The following is a 24,208-nucleotide window of genomic DNA, read 5'->3' as shown; positions in this document are numbered from 1 at the left end:
CCGCGCCGGACGACGGGGTCAGCCACGCCAGCTGCCGCGGTCCTGCAGGACGTCCTTCAGCAGGTCCGCGCGATCGGTGACGATCCCGTCCACTCCGAGGTCCAGCAGCCGGTGCATTTGGGCGGGGTCGTTGACCGTCCACACGTGCACCTGCAGCCCGTGCCGGTGGGCGCGCCCGACGAAGCCGGAGGTCACCACGGCCACGGGACCGTAGCGGAGGGGCACCTGCAGGGCGTGGACCCCGCGGAGCGCGCGTCCGGCGGTGAGGCGCAGCAGCGCAGCCGGAAGCAGGGGGCCGAGCAGAACAAAGAGGGCATTCGAGATCATCCCGGCGGAACCGGCCGCGGGGCGGCTCAGCTGCCTGAGCACGGCCCGGCGCCGCCGGTCCGAAAAGCTGGCAATCAGGACGCGGTCGTGCAGCCCGAACCGCTCGATGGCCGCCGCCAGGGTGTCCACGGAATTCCAGTCCTTGACGTCCAGGTTTAGCCGGACATCCGGGAAGGCGGTGGCCAGTTCCTCGAATAGCGGGATGGGCTCCACCCCGCCGATCCGTGCCCGCGCCACCGTCTCTGCCGGGAGGTCCGAGATACGGCCGCGGCCGTCGGTGACCCGGTCCAGGGTGTCGTCATGGAACAGCAGCAGGACGCCGTCGGCTGTGGTGTGCACGTCCGTTTCGAGGTGCCGGAACCCGAGTTCGACGGCGGCGCGGAACGCAGCCATTGAGTTTTCCAGTCCTTCCCGGGAGAACCCGCGATGGGCTATGGCCACCGGGGGTTCGGGACCGTCGCCGGCCGCGGAGCCGGAGGAAAAGAAGGGGTGCGGGATGCTCACGGGCAAAGCCTAGCTGAGCCTGGCCCGGACCGCCCGGGGCACCGGCTAGGTCGCGGGCGGAAGGATTTCCACGCCGTCGCTGCAGTGCAGGAGCGTGCGCCCCCGGCCGCCGTCCAGGTGCACCCACACGGCGGTGTGGTCTGCCGTGACGGCGTCGACGCGGCCGCCGGTTTCGTAGCCGGGCGCCAGCCTGACGCTGACCCGGTCACCCTGCTGCAGGCTCTTCCAGTGCGCGTCCGGCGCCACCGGGCGCAGAGGCATGTTGTCGGTCTTATCCGTGCGGTATCTGGCCATGATGTCCCACCGTCAGTCAGCTGCTCCGTCGTGAGGTTTCAGCGTAGGGCGCCAAGGTGAACGTCAGTTGTCCGAAAGCTGGGAGTCAGGTGTCAGAAAGCACGCCGGACCGGGCAAACGATGGGACAGGAAAGCCGCGGCTCAGGAGAGCCGGACGCCCAGGGCTGCGAGCTTCGCCTCGAGAACCTGGGCCACGCCGTCGTCGTCGAAGTGCGGGGCCTGCTGCCCGGCCGCGAGGATAGCCTGGGGGTGGCCGCTGGCCATCGCGTAGCCGTCGCCGGCCCAGCGGAGCATCTCGATGTCGTTGGGCATGTCCCCGAACGCCACCACATCCGCCGGGCCGATGCCCAGTGCGGCGGCGTATTCGGCCAGCGTGACGGCCTTGTTGACCCCGGGGAGGGAGAGTTCCAGGAGCGCCATGTTGGGCGCTGAGTGGGTCGCCGCAGCAAGATGGGCGACGGCGGGGGTGACCTCGGCCAGGAATTCGTCAGCTGATCCTTCCCGGACGATGGCCAGGAATTTCACCACGGAGTCCGCTGCCGTGAGCGTGGCGTGCAGCGGCGCGGGGGTGACTTCGGCGAGCAACCTGCTGGAGCCGTCCTCGATGAACCCCGGTTCCAGGTGAAAGCCGGTCAGGGTCTCAGCCGCGAACAGCGCCGAGGGGCGCAGCCGTTGGATAATAGCGCGGGCCTCGAAGACGGCGTCGAGCTGCAGGCCCCGGGCCGAGACCATCCGGTTCGCTTCAAGGTCCCAGACGATGGCGCCGTTGGAACAGATGACGGTGCCGGTGTGGCCCAGCTGTTCCTGGAGGGGATGCAGCCAGCGCGGTGGCCGGCCCGTGACAAAAACCAGTTCAATGCCGGCGTCCCGGCAGGCGTGGAACGCACGGACGGTCCGCCCACTGATTTTGCCGTCGTGGCCGAGGATCGTACCGTCGATGTCACTTGCTACCAGCCGCATACTGCCAGTCTACGTTGGCTGCGGTGCCGCCATTTCGACGGTTCCCTGCCCGATCGACGTACCGAGGCGTCGTATGCACACGGAACAAGCGGCGACGGCGGTGTGGCTAGCGGCGCTCGTAAATCGCGGTGCGGCTTGCCCGGGCCAGGATGTGGGCGCCGAGCTTCGTTTCGAGCTCCGCCGGGGACGTGGCGGCGTCCAGCCCTGACTGCGCCACGTCAAGCGCCAGGACGGTGAAGACGTAGTGATGCGGTCCGTGGCCCCGGGGTGGCGCGGCCCCCAGATATCCGGCCCCGCCGCCGTCGTTCCTCAACTGGAAAGCGCCCCGGGGAAGGCCGCCGCCGTTCCGGGACCCTGCTCCGGCCGGCAGGGACGTCGTCTGGGCCGGGACATCCAGCACGGCCCAGTGCCAGAACCCGCCGTGCCCCGGAGCGTCGGGGTCGAACACGGTAACGGCGAAGCTTTGGGTCCCTTCCGGGGCTCCGCTCCAGCTCAGCTGCGGCGATTCGTCCGCGGCGCCGGGCCCGGTTGCGGGGCCGCGCTGCGCCACCGGCAGTGTCTGGCCGTCTCGAAACGACTCACTGCCGACCTGGAAGCTTGGAACATCGTGGGGTGCCATGACTGCCTTTCAATGACTGGTGTGGTCCGCGGCCCGGGCCTCCAGCCGGTTGAGTTCGGCGCGGGTGGGGGGATTGGCGCCGGCCCGGGACACGGTGATGGCGGCCGCCCGGGCAGCGTGGGCCAAAAGGTCGCGGAGGCTTTCTGCCGAGAGCTCCCGGAGGTCCTTGCGGTTCTGCGCCCCGGCCAGCCCCCGGTCCACCACGCCGGAGAGCAACGCCGCCATGAAGGAATCCCCGGCCCCCACCGTGTCCGCCACTGGAACGGACGGGGCCGGAAACTGCGCTTCACCGGCGGCATTCACACCCCACGGCCCCTGGGCACCGCGGGTGACCACCACCATGGCCGGGCCTTCCGGGCCGCCCAGCCAGCGCCGGGCCGAGTCCAGCGGATCCGCATCCGGGTAGAGCCACTGAAGATCCTCGTCCGAGGCCTTGACCACGTCCGCGAGGGCAACAAACTTCTCCGCCTGCCCGCGCGCATAGTCCACGTCGGTGATGATGCTGGGCCGGCAGTTGGGGTCGAAGCTGATGGTGGCCGCCGGGTGGGCATGCTCGACGGCGGCGAGCACCTCGTCGGCCCCCGGAGCCAGCATGGTCGCGATGGAGCCGGTGTGCAGCAGCGTCGTCGCCTGCAGCATGTACGGCAACCTCTCGGCAAGCCCGGGCAGCTCCCAGGCTAGATCGAAGGTGTAGCTGGCGGCGCCGTCGTCATCGATCAGGGCGGTGGCGACGGACGTGGGCAGCTCGTCGGGACCCACGGGGAGCAGCACTGAACTGGACTTCAGGTGCGCCGCCACCGCTTCACCGTAGGCGTCGGTTCCGTAGCGGCCGATGAACTGCACCGGATGGTCCAGCCGGGCCAGTCCAACGGCGACGTTAAGCGGACTGCCGCCGACATGGGCCTGGATACCGGAGGAGCGCTGGACCACATCGACCAGGCCCTCGCCTATAACTGTGAGCATGCCCATACTCTGCCAGAGATCACGGTCCGGCGTCTGCGCTAGCCGCGCTGGACCGGCAGGCCGTCGAGCTGCCATTCGTTGATGCCGCCGGTGACGTTGACGGCGTCGTAGCCCTGGTCGGTGAGATAGGCGGTGGCCTGGCTGCTGCGGCCGCCGGCTGCGCACATGACGTAGACGGTCCCGGTGGCCGGCACCTCGGCGAGTGACTGCGGGAAGCGCGAGAGCGGAACGCTCTTGGCTCCGCTGACGCGGACTGCGGCGAATTCGTCGTCCTCCCGGACGTCGACAATGGCCGCCTCCTTGCCCAGTGCTGCCAGTTCCTTGACGGAGATGCTCTTCATGCTGGTGTCCTTTCGCGCGGCGCCGGGCACTCCGGCGCCTGGTGTAATTATTATACCCCAGGGGGTATTGTGCGGAACGGTCGGCTGGTACCTGCGTTAGCTACCGCACGGTGCCGTCCTGTTGGTAGACGTCGGGGATGCCGTCCTGGTCCGAGTCGAGTCTTTCCGCTTCTTCGGCCTGCCGGTATTGCCTGTTACGGGTCTTCAGCACCGCGGTCGCCAGCAGGGCCGCCAGTGCGGAGGCCACGAGGATGCCCACCTTGGCGTGGTCGTCGTGAGCACTGCCCTGGCCGAAGCTCAGTTCAGCCACCAGGAGGGAGACGGTAAATCCGATGCCGGCCAGCAGGGACAGGCCGAAGACGTCGATCCACTTGAAGCTGGTGTCCAGCCGAGCTTTGGTGACCTTGGTCAGCAGCCAGGTGGTGCCCATGATTCCGATTGGCTTGCCGAGAACCAGGGCCAGGATGATGCCGATGGCCACGGGGTCGGTGAGCGCGGCGGCGAAGCCGTTCCAGCCACCCACGGCCACTCCGGCCGAGAAGAACGCGAAGACCGGGACGGCAACGCCGGCCGAGATGGGGCGGAACCGGTGCTCGAAAATTTCCGCGAGACCGGGCCCGGCGGCCGGACCGCCGCTGGCCTGGGACCGCATGACGGGAATCGCGACTCCGAGCAGCACACCGGCTACGGTCGCGTGGATGCCCGAGGCATGGACGAGGGCCCACGTCACGGCGCCCAGGGGCAGCAGGATCAGCCAGGCGGCCGCCGTTTTGGTCCCGAAGAAACGCCGGTACTTGTGGGCCAGGAACGTGTAGATCGCCAAGGGAATCAGCGCCAGCAGCAGCGGCATCACCTGGAGGTCACTGGTATAGAAAACGGCGATGATGGTGATGGCGATCAGGTCGTCCACCACGGCCAGGGTCAGCAGGAAGATCCGCAGGGCGCTGGGCAGGTGCGAGCCGATGATGGCCAGCACGGCAACAGCAAAGGCGATGTCGGTGGCGGTCGGAATGGCCCAGCCCAGCAGGGTCTCCGGGCTGGCGAGGTTGACGATCGCGTAGATTACCGCGGGAATGGCCACCCCGCCGACGGCCGCCGCTACCGGAACGATCGATTTGTCCAGCTGGCGCAGGTCACCGGCAATGAATTCACGTTTGAGTTCGAGGCCGACCAGGAAGAAGAAGATGGCCAGCAGCCCGTCGGCGGCCCATGCCCCCAGGCTCAGTTCCAGATGCCACGGTTCGTACCCGATTTTGAGGTCACGGAGCGCGAAGTAGCTTTCGGATACCGGCGAGTTGGCCCAGATCAAGGCGATGACAGCCGCGGCCACAAGGAGAGCGCCCCCGACCGTCTCCTTACGGAGGATCTCACCGATCCGGAGCGATTCAGCGTAGCTGCCGCGGCCGAAGATGGTCAGGCGTGGCGGGGCGGGAGGCGGTGTGGGGCTCATGCGGGAGTCCTAAAAGTTGGGTCGGCAAGACTATGCCGACCAGACTTCCCGGCGCACCTGCCCTCCAGTCTAGTGGGTCAGGGAAGCGTACTGAACCGTTCGGCCTTGGCTTTGCTGCCCTGGACGATAATCTGGTCCTCTTCGTACAGCACCGTTTGCGCCGTGGTGTGGCCCCATGTGCCGCCCGGCCGCTTGACCGCGACGATGGTGACGCCATGCTTGTCCCGCAGGCCGAGTACGCCGAGGGGACGGTCGCGGATGCCGGCCGGCGGGCTGGTCCGGATCATCACGAAGTCGTCTTCAAATTCCACGTAGTCAAGGATGGAACCGAGGACCAGGTGCGCGACGCGTTTGCCCATGTCGTGTTCCGGCCGGATGACGTGCTCCACGCCGAGCTGTCCGAGGATTTCGGCGTGCGGTTCGCTGATGGCCTTGGCCCAGATCTGGGGACGCCGGAATTTGAGGATCCGCGAGGTCGTCAGGATGCTGGCCTCGATGTCCGAGCCGATGCCGACCACGGCACGGTCGAATTCATGCACCGAGAGCTGGCGAAGCACCTCTTCTTTGGTGGAGTCAGCCCTGACCACGTGTGTGAGGCGTCCGTTGAAGGACTGCACGATGTCCTCGCTGGCATCGATGCCGAGCACTTCGGTGCCCTGCGCTTCCAACTCCAGGGCCAACGAACCGCCGAAGCGGCCCAGGCCGATGACCACCACGGAGGACGCCTTGTCACTGCCGGACGGGGAGTGGGACAAGAAGATGTTCCTAGCCAATGAGGGGCCTTTCCTTGGGGTAGTCGTAGAGCATGGGCCGCTCGCGCAGGGCCAGGGCCGCGCCCAGTGTCACCGGCCCCAGCCGCCCGACGAACATCAGCAGGATCAGCACAAGTTGACCCGCTGGCGGGATGGCGGCGGTGATGCCGGTGGACAGACCGACCGTGGCGAAGGCGGAAATCACCTCGAACAGGATCCGCTCCTGCCCGAAGTTGGTGGTCAGCATCAGGAACATCGTTGAACCCATGACCAAGGCTATCGCCAGCAGCACCACCGTTATCGCCTGGCGGTGCACCGCGCGGGACAGACGTTTGCCGAAGATGTTCACAGCCGTCCCACCCTGCAGTTCGGTGCTGAGGATGAAGAACAGAACAGCGAAAGTGGTAATTTTCAGGCCGCCCGCGGTCCCGGCCGGGCCGCCGCCGATAAACATGAGGATGTCCATGCCCAGCCAGGACACCGGATTCATCTGTGCGATATCGATGCTGTTGAAACCTGCCGTGCGGGTGATCACTGACTGGAAGAAGCCGGCCAGCACCCGGTCCGCGGGACGGAGGCCACCCAGGGTTGCCGGGTTGGCCCATTCGATGGCCGTGAGGAACACCGTCCCGCCCGCCAGGAGGATGGCCGAGCCAACGAGGACAAGTTTCGTGTTCATGCTCCAGTGGATCGGGCGCCTGTATTGCCGTCCGAGTTCGAACAGGACGGGGAATCCGAGTCCGCCGATGATTACCGCGGCAGCGATCGGCAGGCAGATCCAGGGGTCGGCGGCAAATCCCATGAGATTATCTGAGTACAGGGCAAACCCGGCGTTGTTGAAGGATGAGATGGAGTGAAACACTCCATGCCAGAGCGCTTCGCCCGGCGGATAGCCGTACCCGGCCATGAAGCGGATTGCGAGGATCAGGGCCAGAGCGGCTTCCACGGCCAGACTGATGGCCAGGACCCCCACCAGTACCTGGCGCACGTCACCGAAACCGCTGCTCTTGGTCTCGGTGGCGGCGGATATTCGGGACCTCAGGCCGAGCCGCCGGGCGGTCAGGACTCCAAGCAGCGTGCCGAACGACATCACTCCGAAACCGCCGACCTGGATCAGGACCAGGATGACGACCTGGCCGAACCCACTCCAGAACACCGGCGTATCCACGGTGATCAGCCCGGTGACGCACACGGCGGAGGTGGCGGTGAACAGGGCCTCGAGGAGGCCGGCGCCTCCTGCGCCTGCCTTGGCCACCGGGAGCAACAGCAGTCCGGTGCCGGCCGCGACCGCCCCGGCGAACCCAAGGACGATCACCTGGGCAGGGTGCCGCGGCGCGAACGCCCGGATGAACCTGGTGAAGCCCGCTGCCAGGGCGCGGAGCAACGCTGGGACTTCAACTTGCATAGGGGTCACGTTATCACCGGGCTGCCGCTGGTCCGGGCGAAATCACCGGGCTGCCGCTGGTCCGGGCGAAATTCAGTTCAGCAGCAGTTGCACCAGTTCGCGGCACTTGCGGTAGGCGGCGGCTTTGGGGTCGATGAGCGCGAAGTGATCGCCCGGGACCTTCAGGACCTGGACGGGCGCGCCGGAAGACTTGGCCGCAGCAGCGTAGGAGTCCGACTGGCTCACGGGAACGCTGTCGTCGTCTGTGCCGTGGACGGCATAGACCGGCACCGTCAGCGGGACAGCGCTCATCGGATCCGCGTACTTATGCCGTTTCGGATATTTTTCGGAGGAGCCGCCAAGGAAGTTGCTGACCGCACCGTTGCTGAGGTTCAGCCGTTCCGCTTCTGCAAGATTGAGGACACCGGACTGGCTGACGACGCCGGTCAGGTGCACTGCGCCGCCGTCGACCCGCCGCAGCAACTGGCGGTCCGCGTCCGGGGCGCCCAGCTGGGCGAGCCGGGTCCGGCCTGCGGCCCACACGGCCAGGTGACCGCCAGCCGAGTGGCCCAGCGCCACCACCCTGTCCAGGCCGAGTCCGTGGTCGCCGGCGATGTCACCAAGCTTGTCGATTCCGGCGAGCACGTCGGCGAAGGTATGAGGCCAGCCGCCGCCATTGCCGGCACGGCGGTACTCCAGGTTCCAGGCGGCCATCCCGTGCGCCGCGAGGTCTTTGGCCAGGGGTTCGCCGAGTTCTGCGCCGTACTGGGAGCGCCAGTAGCCGCCGTGGATCACCACGACGACCCCCTTGGTGGCGGCGGCCTCCGGCAGGAAGAGCTCACCCCACTGGCTGGGGTCGTCGCCGTAGCTGTACCTATGCCGCTTCACTGTGTCCTCCTTGGGGCCCGGTGAGCATGCGGCGGAGACTGCCCCCTGAGTCACCGTCGCTGCGGCCGCGATAAAAGCCCGGCGCCGCACATCAGCCATGTGCAGAGCCTACCTGAGCGCCGCCGTCGTACCCCGGCCGTAAGCTGGAGGGATGGCGAGCAACTGGGATCGACTGGACCCGAAACTGCGCGAGTCCGTGCAGGAAAACGTGGAACTCTACGAGCGGGTGCGCCCTGCCCTGAAGCTGGTCACCCGCGAGGTCCTGCTGACCCTGCGGAGCATGCTCAAGGGCACGGAGGTAACCCCGCTGTTCGTCACCGGCCGGACCAAGACGGTGGCATCCTTCCGCGAGAAGATTTCCCGTATTGAGGAGCCGCTGGAGCCGGGCGGTCCGCCCGTGCTGAAGTTCCCGGACCCGTTCCGGACCCTCAATGACATGGTGGGCATCCGGGTGATCACTAAGCTGCCGGCGGAAAACGCGGTGGTGGCCAACCTGATCAAGCGCCAGCGCCAGCTCTTTGACTGCCGCGGCGACCGCGAGAAGGACATCGGCTCCATCGAATCGGGAACGTACGGCTATTCCAGCCGACACCTGATCCTGCGGACCATCCAGAACGAAACCGTCAAGGAATACCAGCAGGCCTTCAACGCGGAGGCGCAGCCCAACGGCAGCTACTTCTTCGAATGCCAGATCCGGACTGTGTTCGCGCATGCTTGGAGCGAGATCGAGCACGACATCCGGTTCAAGGCCGAGGATCCTCGGGCCTGGACGCCGCACTTCGACCGCCAGTTCACGGCGACGGCCGCCATGCTGGAAACCGTGGAGGGAGCCTTCGCTGACCTGCACGAACGCTACGAGGAGGTCCGCAGCTACTGGGACATGGACGGCGAAGGGGCCGCGCAGCTCACCCCGAACCGGATCCGTGACGTGTGGCGCACCCTCCTGCCGCACGTGGACCGGAAAGTCGACGATGACTGGGGCTGGGCGGCCGAGCTGATGGCAGCGCACGGGCTCAACCAGACCGTCCAGCTGGCCGGGCTGCTCAGCGCCAACCGCATCACCGAGGTCCGCAAGGCTCTGGACCACCGCTACTCCCCCGGACCGGACCGGTTGCTCGATGACCTGCTGTTGTGGCAGTACGGCACCAAACATATCGACCTCACTGCGGAGCCGGCCGACGCCGTACCCCACCCGCGCCGTGACAGCCTCCTGCGGCGGCTCAAGCAGCTGGAGCGCTTCCGGCTGGCGCAAGGGTAGGCGTCCGGCGCTAGAGCCCGGTCGGCTCAAGCCTTTCCTCGACGACCTCCGCGGCGGAGCCGGCGCTGGAGGTCAGCCTCACCCGGTAGGCGGCCTTGCCGGGCGTCTCCGTCACTGCCCCGACCAACTCTCTTCCGCGGTAGCGCAGGCCCACGCCGTCGTCGGTGCAGTGGGTCTCGCCCAGGGTTCCGTCCGCCACCAGGCGGTGCACCAGCGGCCGCCGTGCGCCTTCGGAGTCGTAATGGACCCCGTTGTCGTACGGGAGCAGACCGAGGCCGTTGTCCACGGCGCGAAGCCCAGGACCGAATGAGTCGGTCGTCCCGCCCTCGAACCAGCAAATCGAACCGGCCGAAACGCCGGCCAGCACCACTCCGGCCTCCCAGACGCGCCGGAAGACGGGACCCAGGTCGTGGGCATGCCAAACGGCGAGCAGGTTGGCCACGGAGCCGCCGTTGACCCATACGACGTCCTGGCCGAGCAGGTATTCCTCAATGTTGCCCACGTTGGGCATGGGGAACAGGTTCAGGTGCGTGAGGTGGAAACCGGCAACGTTCCCCGCTTCGCTGATCTCGTTGTTGAACCATCGCTGGTCACCGCTGGCGGTGCCGACATGGGCGATCCTGGGCGCTCTGCCGCTGACCCCGGACAGGTCCACCGCGTGATGGACCAGCTGGTTGAATTCCAAGCGTGTGCGGGCCCCCGGCTTGTAACCACCGGAGGTTGCGAGAATTGTCGGACTGTCGGCAGCCATAGCGGGTTCTCCTTGAGCGGGGCAATCATTGCGGTCGAGCCTACCGAACCCGGCGAACCCACCCGGTGTGCCCGGATTTCCGCTCTCGGGTACAAGCAACCGGGCGGGAGCGCACCCTAGTGGCCGGCGCCGAGCTTGCCGACGAGGCGGTCGCGCATCGTGACGCTGGCGTCGTTGAGGCCGACGATTAAAACGATTTTGCCGTGGTGGCGGTACTTCTCCGTGATGGCATCCAGTGCAGCAACCGTGGAGGCGTCCCACAGGTGGGAGGCATGCATGTCAATGACCACGCGCTCGGGATCCAGTGCATATTCGAACTGGGTGTAGAGGTCGTTGGATGAGGCAAAGAACAGCTCGCCGTCCACCACATAGGTGGCTGTTTCGGTACCGCCGGTGCTGGTGACGGTGCGTTCGACGGTGACGAAGTGGGCGACCCTGCGGGCGAACATCACCATTGCGACCAGCACGCCGACTCCGACGCCGATGGCCAGGTTGTGGGTGGCGACGGTGACGATCACGGTGGCGAGCATGACAGCGGTTTCACTTTTGGGCATGCGTTTCAGGGTGCTGATCCGGATGCTGTGCCAGTCGAAGGTTGCCACCGACACGAAGATCATGACGGCGACCAGCGCCGCCATGGGGATCAGCGAGACAATGCCGCCGAGGACCACCACAAGGATGAGCAGGAAAACACCGGCCAGGAAGGTGGAGATCCGGGTTCGGGCGCCGGAGGCTTTGACGTTGATCATGGTCTGGCCGATCATGGCGCAGCCGCCCATGCCGCCGAAGAAACCGGTGACGATGTTGGCGACGCCCTGTCCCCAGGCCTCGCGGGTCTTGTGGGAGCGGGTGTCGGTGACGTCGTCGACCAGCTTGGCAGTCATAAGGGATTCCAGAAGTCCCACGAAGGCCATCGCGAGGGCGAACGGGAAGATGATTTGCAGGGTCTCGAGGCTGAACGGGAGGTTCGGAACGAAGAGGGTGGGCAGCGAGTCCGGGAGTTCGCCCTTGTCCCCCACGGTGGGAACCGCGACGGCGGCGAACACGGTGATCAGGGTGAGGGCGACGATCGCGACGAGGGGTGCGGGGACGGCCCTGGTGAGGCTGGGCAGGCCGAACACAATGACCAGGCCCAGGATAACGAGGGGGTAGACCAGCCAGGGGACGCCAAGGAGTTCCGGGACCTGGGACATAAAGATCAGGATGGCCAGGGCGTTGACGAAGCCCACCATCACCGAGCGGGGGATGAACCGCATCAGTTTCGCGACGCCGGAGAGGCCCAGGATGATCTGGAAGATGCCGGCGAGGATGACGGCGGCGATGAAGTAGTCCATGCCGTGGGACCTCACCAGTGGGGCAATCACGAGGGCAATCGCGCCGGTAGCTGCCGAGATCATGGCCGGGCGGCCGCCGACGAACGCGATGGTGACGGCCATGGTGAAGGAGGCGAAGAGTCCAATCCGGGGATCCACGCCGGCGATGATCGAGAACGCGATGGCCTCCGGAATGAGGGCCAGCGCGACGACGAGTCCGGCGAGGACTTCCGTCTTCAATCGGCGCGGGGACTTCAGGGTCTCCCGCACCGATTGAAGCTGTTCGGGCGTGGATGCCGGGGGGTGTTCAACTTTGGTGGCGGCCATTCCTGGCTCCGTTCGTGGTTAAGAATGACGCTCGACGGCGGCTTCATTCTGCTGATGAATGAGGGGCGCAACTTCGCGTCGGGAAAGGGAGACGGGTCGTGCTCATCTCAACCCCAAGCCCGCAACTCTACCCTAACGTGATGGTAGAGTTTAAATCCGAAGAGATGGGAGCTCTGATGACCGGCAAGACCACCGACACCATGCACATCGGTGAACTGGCAGAGCGGACCGGCCTGTCCCTGCGGACCATCCGCCACTACGACGACGTCGGGCTGCTCCCCGCCACCGCCCGGACGGACGGCGGTTTCAGGGTGTATTCGCCGGGTGACTTCGAACGGCTGATGGTCATTAAGCAGATGAAGCCGCTGGGGTTCTCGCTTGAGGAGATGGCCGAGATACTGGGCCTGCTGGCCAACAGTCCGGGCAAGCCGGGAGTCACGCTCCGGCTGGCGGAGATCCTGGAGCAAGCCGGGCACCAGCGGGCCAAGATGGCGCGCAATCTTGCCCAGGCGGACGACTTTATCGCCAGGCTGCGCGGTCTCACCGCCTGAGCGGCTCCGCCGCGAACCGGGCGAAGGACAAACGCCCCTGAAATCCGACATATTCGTGCACGAGGTCGTCATGAACTGGCCAGCCCGCGGCCGCGATGGCACCATGCTTGGATGCTTGAGGCAACCAAATCCCCGCAGTCCAATCCGCAGACCGGCGATGGCCCGGGCCCGGACAATCCGGCCCTCGCCGCGGAGGCCAGAATCGCGCGCATCGCGGTGACCGTTTTTCCGCTGCTGGTGGTTATCGCCGGCGTCGCCGGGTATCTGCTTCCGGGCGCCTTCAAGCCCCTGGGACCCGGCGTGCCGTATCTGCTGGGCATCATCATGTTCTGTATGGGCCTGACCCTCACGCCGCCCGACTTTGCCTCCGTTGCTAAGCGACCGTGGGCCGTGGTTCTCGGCATCGTGGCGCACTACGTCATCATGCCCGGTGCAGGCTGGCTGATCGCCCTCGCCCTGAACCTGCAGCCGGAACTGGCTGTGGGCCTCATCCTGGTGGGTTGCGCACCCTCAGGCACCGCGTCGAACGTCATGGCATTCCTGGCCAAGGGCGACGTTGCCCTGTCCGTCGCCGTTGCGTCCGTCTCCACCCTGATCGCGCCGATCGTGACGCCCTTGCTGGTGCTGTTCCTGGCTGGCTCCTACCTGCAGATCGACGCCGGCGGCATGGTGCTGGACATCGTCAAGACCGTCCTGCTTCCGGTGATCGCCGGCCTCCTGGCCCGCCTCTTCTTCAAGAAATTCATCGCCAAGGTACTGCCGGTCCTGCCCTGGGCCTCCGCCGTCGTGATTTCCCTGATCGTGGCGGTTGTGGTGGCCGGGAGCGCCAGCAAAATCGTCGCCGCCGGCGGGATCGTGTTCCTGGCCGTGGTGTTGCACAATGGCTTTGGCCTGGGTCTGGGCTACCTGGCCGGCAAAGTGGGCCGCCTGGATGACAAGGCCCGCCGCGCCCTGGCATTCGAGGTCGGAATGCAGAATTCCGGCCTGGCCGCCACCCTTGCCACGGCGCACTTCAGCCCGCTGACAGCGCTCCCCTCGGCTGTGTTCTCGCTCTGGCACAATATCTCCGGCGCCGTTGTCGCGGCGTGGCTGGCCCGCCGCCCGCTGCAGGACGGGTAGTCCCGGCGGGCGCAGGCGCCTATGCGGAAAGCCGGTCGAGCAATGTCGCGACGGCGCGCTCCGCCAGCGTATCGGCCGCCGCGCCCGGGGCCAGGACGTCGACGCCGTCCACCTGCACGGTGCCGGAGAAGAGCAGTTGCGCGGCACCGCGGATGCTGAGTTCCTTCATTGCCGCGAGGTCGGCAGCGGTGCGGACCACCGGATGCGAGCCCAGGATGACACCGTCGGCGCCTCCGGAGAGCATGAACTGCCGCCAGCTTTCACCCACCAGGATGACCGGCTGGTAGCCGCGGCAGAGCAGAACCTTAACCGCTGCGCCGGCCAGGGCGCGGTCCCAGGAGTGATCGAGGTCCGTGACCGCCACGGCCACGACGTCGGTGCGCCCGCGCCGCATCCCGCGGGCAGCCCGGTTGGGCACGTAACCCAGTTCCCGGGCCGCGGCAGAAACCCTGTCCTGGGTGGGCTGGCTGATCCGCGTCGTGCCGCCCGGGCGGCCGGAAAGCACGTACGAAACCGTGGTCAGGGACACGCCCGCGGCCTCCGCGACGTCGCGGATGGTGGGCTTGGATCCGTGCCGCACTGAAAACTCCCGGGTGTACTTCTCCGCCGTCGTTCGCGGCGATACCAATAACGCTGTCCTGGGGCGGGCCCCTGAATGAACTGTAGCCCGAAGAGCGGAGCCCAGCGTAGAGCCGTACGGTGGAGGCCGACCGCCCCCACGCTCAGCCGATGCTGGCGGCCTCATCCAGGGTGCGCGCCTCGAAATGCTCCAGCATCTCGTGCAGGCCGCTCATGCTCTGCTGGAACGTCTCGGACGCCCGCCATTGCTCGATCTGTTCCAGGGATTCCCACGGTCCGGTGCTGATGAACCGGTTCTGAACATCGCGGTCATGCATGAGCACGGCCTTCGCATGCGGGAAGTCGTCCCGGGTCTTCCGGGCCAGGTCCCGCCAGGCCTGCACGAAATCATTCTCGCGGCCCGGGTGGACCAGCCAGATTCCCAGCGTATAAACCGACACGTCGATCGCCTCCAGAGTTTGAAAGGGGTGGATACCCCGATAATCTGCCCGCACCGCCAGCGGTAGTAGGGCCGATTTACCCGGGAAGGAAACGACCGTCGGCATCAGGACGTCGGTTGGCGCTGCAACACTTGCCGTGCGGGGCGGCGTTACGCTTTCCGGTGGATCGATTTGTAGCTGACGTAGGCATTGAGCCCCTCGACGCCGTACTCGGTGCCCAGCCCTGAATCGTGCCGGCCGCCGAACGGTGCCGCGTGGTTGGAAGCGAAGAAGTTGATACCCACCGAGCCGGTGTCCATCCGGTCCGCGACGGCCAGCGTGGCCCCGGGGTCGCTGCCGAACACCAGTCCGCCCAGGCCGAAGTCGGTGTTGTTGGCCAGCGCAACGGCCTCGTCAACGCTGCCGTCGTCGTCGTTGTAGCGCAGGATGCACAGGACCGGTCCGAAGATTTCCTCGCGTGAGATCCGCATGTCCGGGGTAACGTCGGCGAACACGGTGGGTTCCACGAAGTACCCGCCCTCGAGCCCGCCGCCCTGGGACGCTGCGCTGCCACCGGTGGTGGCGTGGGCACCTTCGGCCAGCCCGGATTCCACGTACTCCAGGACGGTGCGGTACTGGGATTCGGTGGCACACGGGCCGAACACCGTATCCGGGTCCAGCGGGTCGCCCTGCTTGCCCGCTGCGATAGTGGCCGTGACCATGTCCACCACTTCCTGGTAGCGGCTCGCGGGGGCGAGGATCCGGGTTGAGATGTAGCACGTCTGCCCGGTGTTGCGCAGGGAGGACCGGATCAACACCTCGGACATCGCGGCGAGGTCCGCGTCCGGCAGCACAATTGCGCTGGACTTGCCGCCGAGTTCCAGGGTGACGGGGCGCAGCAGCTCACCGCATGCCGCCGCGATTCTCCGGCCAACCGGCGTGGAACCTGTGAAAGCCACCTTGTCCACGCCCGGGTGCTTCACAAGTTCATCCCCCAGGCGGCCGGAGCCGGTGACAAAGTTGACGACACCGGCCGGGACGCCGGCGGCAGCAACCGCATCTATGATTATCCGCAGGGACAGCGGGGTGGGCGACGCCGGTTTGATGACCACCGTGCAGCCAGCCAGCAGGGCCGGGGCGAGCTTGATGACCACGAGGTTGATCGGGAAATTCCAGGGCGCGATCAGTGCGCACACCCCGATCGGTTCACGCCGGACCACTGATTCCCCGCCGCCCCTGGGAAAGGCCCGTACGTCCTCACGCTCAAGGTATTCGGCCAAGGTGGCGAAGTAACGGAAGATGCCGGCCGCGTTGGCGGCCGCCCCGGTGGATTCGGAGACCGGCGAGCCGTTTTCGCGGGTATTCGTCAGCGAGAGTTCCCCGGCCCGCTTCTCCACCTCCGCGGCGATGCGCAGCAGATACGCGGCCCGCGCCGACGGCGTCAACCGCGGCCACTGACCGGCGTCGAACGCCCTGCGTGCGGAACCGACGGCGGCGTCAACGTCCTCGGCGGTGCCGTCCGGGACAGAGCCCCAGACTTCGCCGGTGGCGGGGTCGGTGACCGGGTTGCGGCCGGAGCCCCGCGCCGGCGTCCACGCGCCGTCGATGAACATGTCATCGACGTGGGTGTACGGCAGCCTCAGTGCGGCCCGGGCTGCCAGGGCGGGAGCATCGTGCGTGGCAGCAGTCATCGGATGACCGCCGTCTTGAGCAGGGCGGTGGAGCGGGTCAGGTCGGCGGCGGCCATGTCATGGGCCGCCTGGGTGATGAGCTCCGGCACAATCTCCGCGGTCAGCCGGTCCGTGTAGGTGGCCGGGTCCATCTTGAACCAGGAGGATGCCAGGGCAATCCCCGCCTGGTCGAAGCGCCAGAGCCGGTCGGCGTCTCGCATCAGGGCGTCCTCCAGCGAATGGGCCACCGGGCGGGTGTCGTGGCCGTCGATAATGTCGCAGATGCGGGCGGTGAATTCTGCGGAGTAGCCGAGGCCCGGGAGCACCCGGCGGGCAACGTCGCAGCCCTGCTTCTCGTGTTCATAACGAATGGCGGCCTTTCGCCAGTCCCCGGCGAAGCCCTCAGAGATAATGCGGGACTCATCCACATGGGCCCAGCCGGTGTCGTGCAGCAGCGTGGACACCCGGACCAGTTCCGCGTCGGCCTCGGGGTAGGCCCGGCACAGGCGTTCAGCGAAGGCGAGAGAGATGGGCAGATGGATATCGTTGCCGCGGGTACGGGTTTCCCGCACCACGGCCCGCCAGAGCCCATCAAGGTCGTCGAGCGCCGCCGGGGTGGTGGCGATCGGGGCGATGTCCACCGGTCCCTGCGCCGGAATTGGCCGGACCGGGTACGCGGCGGCGAACCTCGCAGCAGCGGGATTGGCTGCCGCCGGATCATCGGAAACCGGGTTCGCGGCGCCGGTCTCCGCGACCGGGGTCTTGGGGGTGGTCATAATGCTCCTTCGGGTGGGGCCGGCTTACTGTCTGAGTGCAGTCAGCTGTCCGTGGTGATCGTCTTGAGGGGTGTGGCCGGGTCCGCGGCGGCGCCGGCGGGGATATTGTGGCCCTTGGCGAGCGCGTTTTTGACGGCCATGAAGTCCAGCGGGGCGTTGACGCAATCCGCGGCGATGACCCGGCCCTGGCGGTAGTACAGGACGCTGAATTTGCCGCGTTCCCCGTTGCGGCGCAGCACGGTCTGGTCGTAACCGTTGCAGAGTCCGGCGATCTGCAGTTTGAGGTCTGCCTGGTTGGACCAGAACCACGGGATGCCGGCGTATTCCTCGCGCCGGCCGGTGAGCGAGTAGGCCGCCACCTTGGCGTGTTCGATCGCGTTGTTGACGCTTTCCAACCGGATCCGCTCGCCGGGTTGCGAGCCGGGCACCGGGTTGGGCATGTTGGCGCAGTCACCGAGCGCCACCGTGCTGCCGTCCGAGGCCAGCGCGAAGCGGTCCACGACGATCCCGTTGTCCACGGCCAGGTTAAGCTGTTCGGCCAGTTGGGTGTTGGGGATGACCCCGATGCCGACGAGTACGATCTGCGCAGGCAGCACCGTACCGTCCTGGAGTTCGACACCGGCAACCGCGCCGCCGTCATCCGCGCCACCTGCGCCGGCGGTGAAGCGTTTGGCGCTCGTGTTCAGCCGGATGTCCAGGCCGCGGGCCCGGTGCGCCTGCAGGAAGTACTCGGCTGTTTCCTCGCCGACGGCGCGGCCCACCAGGCGCGGACCAAATTCCAGCACGGTGACGTTCTTGCCCATCTTTTGCAGGCTGGACGCGGCCTCGAGGCCGATGAAACCGCCGCCGATCACCACGACGTCCTGCGCGTCGCCCACCCTGGCCTTGAGTGCCAGGGCGTCGTCGGCGTTGCGAAGGTAGAGCACGCCGCCGAGGCCACCGCCCTCGATCTCCAGTTTCCGGGCCCGGGCACCGACGGTGAGGGCGAGGCGCTTGAAGGGGAACTGCCTGCCGGAAGAAGAGTGTGCCTCTCCCGAACCGTCCGCCTCTTTGTCGATCCTGACGATGTACTCGCCCTTGACCAGGTCCACGTTGTGCTCGGCCCAGTACTCGTTGGAGCGGAAAATCAGGGATTCGCTCTCCACCGTGCCCTGAAGGAACTCCTTGGACAGGGCCGGGCGCTGGTAGGGGCGGTGGTCCTCGTCGCCGAGAAGGGTGATGTGCTCGTCGAAGCCGAGCGCACGGAGCGAGACCGCGAGCTGGACGCCGGACTGGCTGGCTCCGATGATCAGCAGGCCGGTGCGGGTGGGGCTGTCCGCCGCAGCCGCGGCACCGGCGCCGGTCTGCGCTGCGGGGATATGCTCAGTGACGGTCTGCTCAGTGGCGGCGGCAACAGAGGTGCCCATTCCTACACCTGGGTTTCCGGGGTGGTGACGAACAGTTCCAGCTCGTCGGTGAGCCGGACCTGGCAGGACAGCCGGGAGTTGTCCTCGCGGTCCACGGCGGTGCCGTAGAGCATCTCGTCCTCCATGTCCTCCATCGGCGGGAGCTTCGAGAGGCAGTCCTCGCGGACAAAGACGTGGCAGGTGGCGCAGGACAGCGAACCGCCGCATTCGGCCACGATGCCGGGGACGCCGTTGCGCACCGCGGTTTCCATGACAGAGTCGCCGGGATTGCCCTGGACGTCGCGGACGCCGCCCTCGGCGTCGGTGAAATGAACCGTTGGCATTGGTTCTCCTTGGGGTTGAAAGCGGAAGTTGAGCGGGAAAGGGAACGGTCAGATGAACTGGCGGCCGCCGTCGACCACCATGGTCTGCCCGGTGTAATAGGAACTGTCCGGCCCGGCCAGGAAGAGCGCCGCGCCCACGATGTCCTCCGGCTGGCTGGCCCGCTTGATCGCGCCGCGGTCCACACCGTAGTTCTCGGCGTTCTCCATCAGCCCGTAGCTGGCCTCGGTGAGGGTGAAGCCGGGGGCGATCGCGTTGACCGTAATCCCCCGCCGGCCCAGTTCCTTGGCCAGTACCCGGGTCAGGGCCACCACCCCGCCCTTGGAGGCGACGTAGTGGAGCCACTGCTCCGAGCCGCTGAAGATCGTGGCGCTGGAGAGGTTGATGACGCGCCCGCCCTCGGGCAAGTACGGGCTGGCGGCCCGCGTCATGAGCCAGGGGCCCTTGAGGTTGACGTTCATCACGAGGTCCCATTCAGCCGGATCGATGTCCTCGAACGGGCTGCGGGTCACCCCGGCGTACACCGCGGCGTTGTTCAGCACGACGTCGATGCTTCCGTTGCCGAAGTCCGCGCAGCTTCTCGCGAGGGCTTCGGTGGAGTCGACGCTGGTGACGTCGGCGTGGAAGGCTGCCGCGTCGGCCCCGGTGTCGAGGACCAATTTGGCCGTTTCCCCCGCGCCGTCGAGGTTCACGTCCGCCACCGCCACGCGGTAGCCGCGGCGGCCGAAGCCAAGCGCGAACGCCCGGCCCAGGCCGCCGGCGGCTCCGGTGATCAGGACGGTGCGGGCGGATTTGCCCTTCTGGCGGGTCTCCGCCCCGCCAGCTGCACCCGGCTGCCCGGCGCCCTCATATTCCGCAACAGGCATATTCGGGTCAGGCATCCGCTGTTCAGACATGGCTGTGGCTGTGCGCCCCGGGCCCGGTGACCTGGAGCTCCGGTTCCTCCGCGTCGAGGATCTGGACCGTGCCCTGGGTCCCGTCCACCCGCAACCGCTGGCCGGTCTTGATCGTGGTCGACGCCGAGCCGGTACCCGTCACGGCCGGGAGGCCGTATTCCCGGCAGACGATCGCCGCGTGGCTCATCATGCCGCCGATGTCAGTCACCGTGGCCCTGATCTTGCCGAAGATCGGGCCCCAGGACGGTGCCGTGACGGTGGCGACCAGGATCTCGCCCTGCTGCACCTCGGAGAGCCGGTCCGCGTCGGTGACCACGCGGGCCAGGCCTTCGACGACACCGGGCGAAGCTGCCATGCCGCGCAGCCCGCCGCCCTCGACCGCTTCGCCGGCGCCCAGCCACTGCTGGACCTGCTCGGTGGTGATGCCCCACAACATCCGGGTGAACGGTTCGGTGATAATTTCCGGCGGGGTGTTCAGGGCTGGTGCCGGCCGGGCGGTCTTGAGCGCATCCACAATCCCGCGGCGGCGCTCGATCTCCTCGGGCCAGTAGTCCGGGCCGATCGGTTTGGCGCCGACGCCCCAGCCGGTGACGAGGTCGAAGAGTGCGTCGCGGACCTCATTGCGGCCCAGGTAGAGCAGGTCATCCGGCTCGGTCCAAAAACCCTCCGAGTGCATCATGCGGCTGAGTTCGCGGATCTTGCGCCAGAAGACGCCCATGGTCCAGTGCTCGATGTAGAAGTTGTGGTTCTCCACATACGGGTAGGCGGTGGCCGCGAGCCCGCGCTTGGCGTCAAAGAGTGCCTGGTTTTCGCCTTCCAGGAGGTCCCGGTATTCCTCGATGATCCGGTCCCGTTCGATGATGAGGGCCGCCACCGGGCGCATGATTTCCTGGCCCTCGTCCACGCGGCGGATGTAGTCCGCGATGTAGCCGAGCGGGATTTCCTGGTGTTCGTTCCAGTACTTGTCGTGGCCGTAGAAGCCGTTGCCCACGGTGAAGTTGAACCACGGATCTTTGGCGGCCTCGTACTGGGCCGTCCAGCGGTCCCCCCCGGGGGCCGCCGCGATCGCAGCAAGGGTGGACTCGACGTCGTCCGTGTTGGCAAAATGCGGCTGCAGCTTCAGTTCGACGGCCAGTTTGGCCAGCCCCTTCAACTCGTCATCCGGGCGGAAGAGTTCCATGTCGACGCCCTGGACCATGGTGGCGATGGACTGGTCCGGGATGTTGGGGAAGACCTGCTTGCAGAAGTTGAAGAAGTCCAAATAGGCGATGTAGCCGAGATTGAGGAACTCGAAGTGGTACTGCCAGTTCTGGTACGCCAGCTGGATCAGGCGGTCATAGCTCTCCAGCAGCTTCTCGGAGCCGTCCTTGCCCTTGCCGGAGAGGATGTCCTCCATCGGGACCACGTCCGGAAGCTTGGGGAACGAGATGGATTCCATCTCCTCAATGGTCCCTTTGACCTTGACGTGCCACTGCTTGAGCAATTGGTCCCAGTTCTGGAAGTAGTGGCCCACGCGCTGTTCGAACAGGGGCACCCGCGCGGCAATCTGGTCCTCCGGCACCGGGATGGGCGACATGTACAAATAGCCGAGGTGCACGCGGAATTCAATGCCGTTGGCGTTGGGAATCATCAGGTGCCGGGCGTTGTACTGGCCCAGGCACTTGACCGCGAATTCGCCGCCGATGGTCTCGAAGGGCTTGAACACCGTGGGCCAGTGCTGACTGTCGCAGAACCAGAACTTGGCGTCCTCCTGTTCCCTGAGCTTGTCCTGGAAGACCAGGTAATACGGGTAGATCTTTTCCCAGCCCTCGGCGCCGGCGGGAACCGCGAGCTCGGAGGGTTTGGGGAAGGACTTCAGGGACATGGCGGTCCTTTCAATACTGGCTCGACGGTGAGCCGTGGTGGGAGGCGGACTGACGGGAAGAGCGTTTACTGGACCGACGGCTTGAGTGTGCCGGCGCTGAATCCGCTGAAGTATCCCGCGACCACAGGTTGCGGCGTTGTCGGCGTGGCTGGTTTCGACGAGTGCACGGTTTCCGGGCGGGATTGCAGCAGGAGCAGGTTCTCGCCGTCGGGCAGGTCCGTGTCGAGGGCCCATTCGATGTCCTGCGGGCACCTGTAGTGTTTCTCCGCGCGTTTGGCCATCTGCGCGACGGCGGTGAGTTCCGCGTCACTGAGGCTGCGTCGGCCCCGGCGCTCGGCGTCGACTTCACGTTCCACCAGCCGGCCGGCTGCGGCGTCCGGGACGAGTTCGGCGTGCTTGTCGCCGAGGTGTTCGGAGATGACGGCCAGGGTGACCTTGTCCAGTTTGATGTTGTCCGGGGTGACCTGGCCGGAGACGACCATCTCTCCTACCCCGTAGGAGGAGTCGATGGTGATCTTGGAGCGGTCGCCGTTGGTGGGGTCCATGGTGATCGCGACGCCGGAGACGCGGGCGTTGACCATCTTCTGCACCACGACAGCCATGGAGAGTCCCTCGTTGGGGATGTTGTTCTTGAGCCGGTAGATGATGGCTCGGGACGTGAAGAGCGAGGCCCAGCACTGCCGGATGTGTTCGGTGACGGCCTTGACGCCGTCGAGCCAGAGGTACGTGTCCTGCTGGCCGGCGAAGGAGGCGTCCGGCAAATCCTCGGCGGTGGCGCTTGAGCGCACGGCCACAGGAACGGGCGCCTCGAAGCGGGACATCAGGGCCTCGTAGGCACCTACGGTAAGCTCACGCAGTGTTTGGGGCACCGCCCTGGAGCAGATGTCCTCGCGGATGGCGGCGGAGACCCTGTCCACCTGGCCCATGTCCTCGGGGTCCAGATCGGCGAGAAGCTGGTGGATGTGCCGGGTGATGCCGGCCTCCTCCATGAAGGCGTCGAACTGGGCCGTGGTGACCACGAAGCCCGGCGGGACGGGCATGCCGGCAGAGGTCATGGTGACCAGGGAGGCGCCCTTGCCGCCGAGGTTCTCCAGCTTCGGTTCGATGCCGCCGTCGAAGAACTGGATGTATTCGTTGCTTTGCATATTTCTCAAGCCTTCCAGCTGACGGGAACGGTCTCGGGGACGCGGAAGGAAAGATTTTCGCGGAAAGTGATGGCTTCCGGCTTCTCCAGCTGCAGCTCCGGGGCGATCCGGGCCACTTCCTCGAGCGCTATTTTGGCCTGGAGCTTGGCGAGCATATTGCCCAGGCAGTAGTGGATGCCGTACCCGAAGGACAGGTGCTCGCGGGCATTGGAGCGGGTGATGTCGAAGTCCTCGCCGGCGTTGAACTTGTTCTCGTCGCGGTTGGCGGAGCCCATCAGGAGCAGCAGCTGCGCGCCTTCCTCGATGGCGACGCCGCCCACCTCGGTGTCCTGGAGGGCCTTGCGCCGCCAGCCGACGATCGAGCCGGCGTAACGCAGGACTTCGTCGATGGCGGCAGGGATTTTCTTGGGGTCCTCGACGAGCTGCTTCCACTGCTCCGGGCGGGCCAGGAGTTCGCGGAGGGCGTTGGAGATCAGCGTGGTGGTGGTCTCGTGGCCGGCGAAGAGCAAGCTGTAGAGGACCGAGGCGATCTCATGATCGGAGATCTCGGCGCCTTCCTGCTGCGACTTCACCAGGTCCGCGGTGAGGTTGTCACCGCCTTCCTCGTGGGCCACCTTGACCAGACGGAGGCATTCCTGCCAGTACTCGACGAGGTTGTGGGCGTGCGGGATCTGTTCCTCATCGCTGAGGTCGCCCCAGGTCATCGCGGCGCGGGAATCACTCCAGCGCTTGAAGGTGTCCACCTGGGAGACATCCGCGCCGATCAGGGTGAGGATAGTGATGGTGGGGACGTCGTAGGCGAGGTCCTTGACCATGTCACCGCGGCGATCAGGACGGGCCAGCATTTTTTCGAGCAGGCCGGCCACGTTCTGCCGGATGAAGGGTTCCAGTGCCTTATAGCGGCGGGGCGTGAAAGCTTTCTGGACCACGGCGCGGATACGTGTGTGTTCCGGCGGGCGGCGGGCGGACAAGCCCGAATAGGCAGTGAAGCCACCATCCTCCATGATCTTCTTCGCGGCAGCGCCGCGTTCGCGGACGGGAGCCTGGGCGTTTTCGCTGGAAAAGGTCTGCCAGTCCTCAAAGACCGCTTTGATGTCCTCGTAACGGGAAACGACGTAGAGGCCGACCCGCTCGTCGAACATCACAGGCTGCTCGGCCCGGAGCTGGGCGTAAGCCGGAAAGGGGTCTTTCATCTGGAACGGCTCGTAGCCGTGGTGCCCTGCGGGCGCTTCGGCGCCGTGTCCAAAGGGACAGCGACCGGCCGTTTCCGTCGAGGGTGACATCTGAGCTCCTTGGGTTCGGTCCCGCCGGCAGCGCCAGTGCATGCCGGG

General features: G+C 66.7%; 25 protein-coding genes. 3 read left to right on the top strand and 22 right to left on the bottom strand.

Going from position 1 to position 24,208, the window contains the following annotated elements; genetic code table 11:
- Positions 1 to 18: 18 nt before the first annotated feature.
- The 10 genes from RCH15_RS15570 to RCH15_RS15525 form a co-directional block, all read right to left on the bottom strand.
- On the bottom strand, positions 19 to 825 hold the full coding sequence (locus RCH15_RS15570; RefSeq protein ID WP_409017200.1) for a glycerophosphodiester phosphodiesterase: 807 nt from the start codon (positions 823 to 825) through the stop codon (positions 19 to 21).
- 51 nt (positions 826 to 876) lie between these two features.
- Entirely contained in the window at positions 877 to 1,125 is a 249-nt protein-coding gene (locus RCH15_RS15565) for a hypothetical protein (protein ID WP_326961571.1), read from the bottom strand.
- 141 nt (positions 1,126 to 1,266) lie between these two features.
- Positions 1,267 to 2,085: an HAD family hydrolase gene (locus tag RCH15_RS15560; RefSeq protein WP_326961570.1), complete on the bottom strand. Its 819-nt coding sequence runs from the start codon at positions 2,083 to 2,085 to the stop codon at positions 1,267 to 1,269.
- A 106-nt stretch (positions 2,086 to 2,191) separates the two neighbouring features.
- Complete coding sequence (locus RCH15_RS15555; protein ID WP_326961569.1) at positions 2,192 to 2,704, bottom strand: YbhB/YbcL family Raf kinase inhibitor-like protein; 513 nt, start codon at positions 2,702 to 2,704, stop codon at positions 2,192 to 2,194.
- Between the two features lie 9 nt (positions 2,705 to 2,713).
- A complete protein-coding gene (locus tag RCH15_RS15550; protein ID WP_326961568.1) occupies positions 2,714 to 3,667 on the bottom strand; it encodes a carbohydrate kinase family protein in 954 nt (317 codons plus the stop codon).
- A 38-nt stretch (positions 3,668 to 3,705) separates the two neighbouring features.
- Positions 3,706 to 4,008: a rhodanese-like domain-containing protein gene (locus RCH15_RS15545; RefSeq protein WP_326961567.1), complete on the bottom strand. Its 303-nt coding sequence runs from the start codon at positions 4,006 to 4,008 to the stop codon at positions 3,706 to 3,708.
- 100 nt (positions 4,009 to 4,108) lie between these two features.
- A complete protein-coding gene (nhaA, locus tag RCH15_RS15540; protein WP_326961566.1) occupies positions 4,109 to 5,458 on the bottom strand; it encodes a Na+/H+ antiporter NhaA in 1,350 nt (449 codons plus the stop codon).
- Positions 5,459 to 5,535: 77 nt separating this feature from the next.
- Complete coding sequence (locus RCH15_RS15535) at positions 5,536 to 6,219, bottom strand: potassium channel family protein (RefSeq protein WP_409017199.1); 684 nt, start codon at positions 6,217 to 6,219, stop codon at positions 5,536 to 5,538.
- A gap of 4 nt (positions 6,220 to 6,223) precedes the next feature.
- Positions 6,224 to 7,615: a TrkH family potassium uptake protein gene (locus RCH15_RS15530; RefSeq protein WP_326961564.1), complete on the bottom strand. Its 1,392-nt coding sequence runs from the start codon at positions 7,613 to 7,615 to the stop codon at positions 6,224 to 6,226.
- Positions 7,616 to 7,687: 72 nt separating this feature from the next.
- Complete coding sequence (locus tag RCH15_RS15525; RefSeq protein ID WP_326961563.1) at positions 7,688 to 8,482, bottom strand: alpha/beta hydrolase; 795 nt, start codon at positions 8,480 to 8,482, stop codon at positions 7,688 to 7,690.
- 151 nt (positions 8,483 to 8,633) lie between these two features.
- On the opposite strand from RCH15_RS15525, the gene RCH15_RS15520 reads away from it, so the two are divergent.
- Positions 8,634 to 9,740, top strand: coding sequence for a GTP pyrophosphokinase (locus tag RCH15_RS15520; RefSeq protein ID WP_326961562.1), 1,107 nt, complete (start codon positions 8,634 to 8,636; stop codon positions 9,738 to 9,740).
- Between the two features lie 10 nt (positions 9,741 to 9,750).
- Here the strand turns inward: RCH15_RS15520 and RCH15_RS15515 are convergent, their stop codons facing one another.
- Together RCH15_RS15515 and RCH15_RS15510 are read right to left on the bottom strand one after the other, a co-directional pair.
- Positions 9,751 to 10,491 carry a peptidase E gene (locus tag RCH15_RS15515; RefSeq protein WP_326961561.1) on the bottom strand — a complete coding sequence of 247 codons (741 nt, stop codon included), beginning with the start codon at positions 10,489 to 10,491 and terminating at the stop codon, positions 9,751 to 9,753.
- Between the two features lie 116 nt (positions 10,492 to 10,607).
- Entirely contained in the window at positions 10,608 to 12,131 is a 1,524-nt protein-coding gene (locus RCH15_RS15510; RefSeq protein WP_326961560.1) for a SulP family inorganic anion transporter, read from the bottom strand.
- A gap of 140 nt (positions 12,132 to 12,271) precedes the next feature.
- On the opposite strand from RCH15_RS15510, the gene RCH15_RS15505 reads away from it, so the two are divergent.
- Together RCH15_RS15505 and RCH15_RS15500 are read left to right on the top strand one after the other, a co-directional pair.
- Entirely contained in the window at positions 12,272 to 12,682 is a 411-nt protein-coding gene (locus RCH15_RS15505; protein WP_326961559.1) for a helix-turn-helix domain-containing protein, read from the top strand.
- Between the two features lie 111 nt (positions 12,683 to 12,793).
- Entirely contained in the window at positions 12,794 to 13,801 is a 1,008-nt protein-coding gene (locus RCH15_RS15500) for a bile acid:sodium symporter family protein (RefSeq protein ID WP_326961558.1), read from the top strand.
- A 19-nt stretch (positions 13,802 to 13,820) separates the two neighbouring features.
- On the opposite strand, the gene RCH15_RS15495 is transcribed toward RCH15_RS15500, so the two are convergent.
- From RCH15_RS15495 to RCH15_RS15450, 10 genes are all read right to left on the bottom strand, one after another.
- Entirely contained in the window at positions 13,821 to 14,429 is a 609-nt protein-coding gene (locus RCH15_RS15495; RefSeq protein ID WP_326961557.1) for a LacI family DNA-binding transcriptional regulator, read from the bottom strand.
- A 94-nt stretch (positions 14,430 to 14,523) separates the two neighbouring features.
- Positions 14,524 to 14,820 carry an antibiotic biosynthesis monooxygenase family protein gene (locus tag RCH15_RS15490; RefSeq protein ID WP_326961556.1) on the bottom strand — a complete coding sequence of 99 codons (297 nt, stop codon included), beginning with the start codon at positions 14,818 to 14,820 and terminating at the stop codon, positions 14,524 to 14,526.
- Between the two features lie 149 nt (positions 14,821 to 14,969).
- A complete protein-coding gene (locus RCH15_RS15485) occupies positions 14,970 to 16,490 on the bottom strand; it encodes an aldehyde dehydrogenase family protein (protein WP_326961555.1) in 1,521 nt (506 codons plus the stop codon).
- Positions 16,487 to 17,245, bottom strand: a complete 759-nt coding sequence (locus RCH15_RS15480) for an HD domain-containing protein (RefSeq protein WP_326961554.1) — start codon at positions 17,243 to 17,245, stop codon at positions 16,487 to 16,489. The genes RCH15_RS15485 and RCH15_RS15480 overlap by 4 nt, the downstream gene beginning before the upstream one ends.
- A gap of 41 nt (positions 17,246 to 17,286) precedes the next feature.
- The gene (locus RCH15_RS15475; RefSeq protein WP_326961553.1) at positions 17,287 to 18,651 is read right to left on the bottom strand and encodes an NAD(P)/FAD-dependent oxidoreductase; all 1,365 of its coding nucleotides are present in this window, start codon (positions 18,649 to 18,651) and stop codon (positions 17,287 to 17,289) included.
- Between the two features lie 2 nt (positions 18,652 to 18,653).
- A complete protein-coding gene (locus RCH15_RS15470) occupies positions 18,654 to 18,974 on the bottom strand; it encodes a 2Fe-2S iron-sulfur cluster-binding protein (RefSeq protein WP_326961552.1) in 321 nt (106 codons plus the stop codon).
- Positions 18,975 to 19,022: 48 nt separating this feature from the next.
- The gene (locus RCH15_RS15465) at positions 19,023 to 19,853 is read right to left on the bottom strand and encodes an SDR family NAD(P)-dependent oxidoreductase (RefSeq protein WP_326961551.1); all 831 of its coding nucleotides are present in this window, start codon (positions 19,851 to 19,853) and stop codon (positions 19,023 to 19,025) included.
- A gap of 7 nt (positions 19,854 to 19,860) precedes the next feature.
- On the bottom strand, positions 19,861 to 21,732 hold the full coding sequence (locus tag RCH15_RS15460) for a PEP-utilizing enzyme (RefSeq protein ID WP_326961550.1): 1,872 nt from the start codon (positions 21,730 to 21,732) through the stop codon (positions 19,861 to 19,863).
- Positions 21,733 to 21,797: 65 nt separating this feature from the next.
- On the bottom strand, positions 21,798 to 22,877 hold the full coding sequence (locus RCH15_RS15455) for a PEP/pyruvate-binding domain-containing protein (RefSeq protein WP_326961549.1): 1,080 nt from the start codon (positions 22,875 to 22,877) through the stop codon (positions 21,798 to 21,800).
- A gap of 5 nt (positions 22,878 to 22,882) precedes the next feature.
- Positions 22,883 to 24,160, bottom strand: a complete 1,278-nt coding sequence (locus RCH15_RS15450; protein WP_326961548.1) for a cytochrome P450 — start codon at positions 24,158 to 24,160, stop codon at positions 22,883 to 22,885.
- Positions 24,161 to 24,208: the final 48 nt, after the last annotated feature.

This window comes from Arthrobacter sp. MP_M4 (assembly GCF_035984855.1).
Lineage (GTDB): Bacteria > Actinomycetota > Actinomycetes > Actinomycetales > Micrococcaceae > Arthrobacter.
Note: the sequence above shows the minus strand (reverse complement) of the source record. Positions and strands in the feature narration are given on the sequence as shown.

Coding starts and splice junctions, on each gene's coding strand:
- RCH15_RS15505 (WP_326961559.1), top strand. CDS start 12,272: ATGGTAGAGTTTAAATCCGAAGAGATGGGAGCTCTGATGACCGGCAAG.
- RCH15_RS15520 (WP_326961562.1), top strand. CDS start 8,634: ATGGCGAGCAACTGGGATCGACTGGACCCGAAACTGCGCGAGTCCGTG.
- nhaA (WP_326961566.1), bottom strand. CDS start 5,458: ATGAGCCCCACACCGCCTCCCGCCCCGCCACGCCTGACCATCTTCGGC.
- RCH15_RS15460 (WP_326961550.1), bottom strand. CDS start 21,732: ATGTCCCTGAAGTCCTTCCCCAAACCCTCCGAGCTCGCGGTTCCCGCC.
- RCH15_RS15450 (WP_326961548.1), bottom strand. CDS start 24,160: ATGTCACCCTCGACGGAAACGGCCGGTCGCTGTCCCTTTGGACACGGC.
- RCH15_RS15565 (WP_326961571.1), bottom strand. CDS start 1,125: ATGGCCAGATACCGCACGGATAAGACCGACAACATGCCTCTGCGCCCG.
- RCH15_RS15475 (WP_326961553.1), bottom strand. CDS start 18,651: ATGGGCACCTCTGTTGCCGCCGCCACTGAGCAGACCGTCACTGAGCAT.
- RCH15_RS15545 (WP_326961567.1), bottom strand. CDS start 4,008: ATGAAGAGCATCTCCGTCAAGGAACTGGCAGCACTGGGCAAGGAGGCG.
- RCH15_RS15555 (WP_326961569.1), bottom strand. CDS start 2,704: ATGGCACCCCACGATGTTCCAAGCTTCCAGGTCGGCAGTGAGTCGTTT.
- RCH15_RS15500 (WP_326961558.1), top strand. CDS start 12,794: ATGCTTGAGGCAACCAAATCCCCGCAGTCCAATCCGCAGACCGGCGAT.
- RCH15_RS15530 (WP_326961564.1), bottom strand. CDS start 7,615: ATGCAAGTTGAAGTCCCAGCGTTGCTCCGCGCCCTGGCAGCGGGCTTC.
- RCH15_RS15560 (WP_326961570.1), bottom strand. CDS start 2,085: ATGCGGCTGGTAGCAAGTGACATCGACGGTACGATCCTCGGCCACGAC.
- RCH15_RS15550 (WP_326961568.1), bottom strand. CDS start 3,667: ATGCTCACAGTTATAGGCGAGGGCCTGGTCGATGTGGTCCAGCGCTCC.
- RCH15_RS15455 (WP_326961549.1), bottom strand. CDS start 22,877: ATGCAAAGCAACGAATACATCCAGTTCTTCGACGGCGGCATCGAACCG.
- RCH15_RS15510 (WP_326961560.1), bottom strand. CDS start 12,131: ATGGCCGCCACCAAAGTTGAACACCCCCCGGCATCCACGCCCGAACAG.
- RCH15_RS15480 (WP_326961554.1), bottom strand. CDS start 17,245: ATGACCACCCCCAAGACCCCGGTCGCGGAGACCGGCGCCGCGAACCCG.
- RCH15_RS15485 (WP_326961555.1), bottom strand. CDS start 16,490: ATGACTGCTGCCACGCACGATGCTCCCGCCCTGGCAGCCCGGGCCGCA.
- RCH15_RS15515 (WP_326961561.1), bottom strand. CDS start 10,491: ATGGCTGCCGACAGTCCGACAATTCTCGCAACCTCCGGTGGTTACAAG.
- RCH15_RS15465 (WP_326961551.1), bottom strand. CDS start 19,853: ATGCCTGACCCGAATATGCCTGTTGCGGAATATGAGGGCGCCGGGCAG.
- RCH15_RS15470 (WP_326961552.1), bottom strand. CDS start 18,974: ATGCCAACGGTTCATTTCACCGACGCCGAGGGCGGCGTCCGCGACGTC.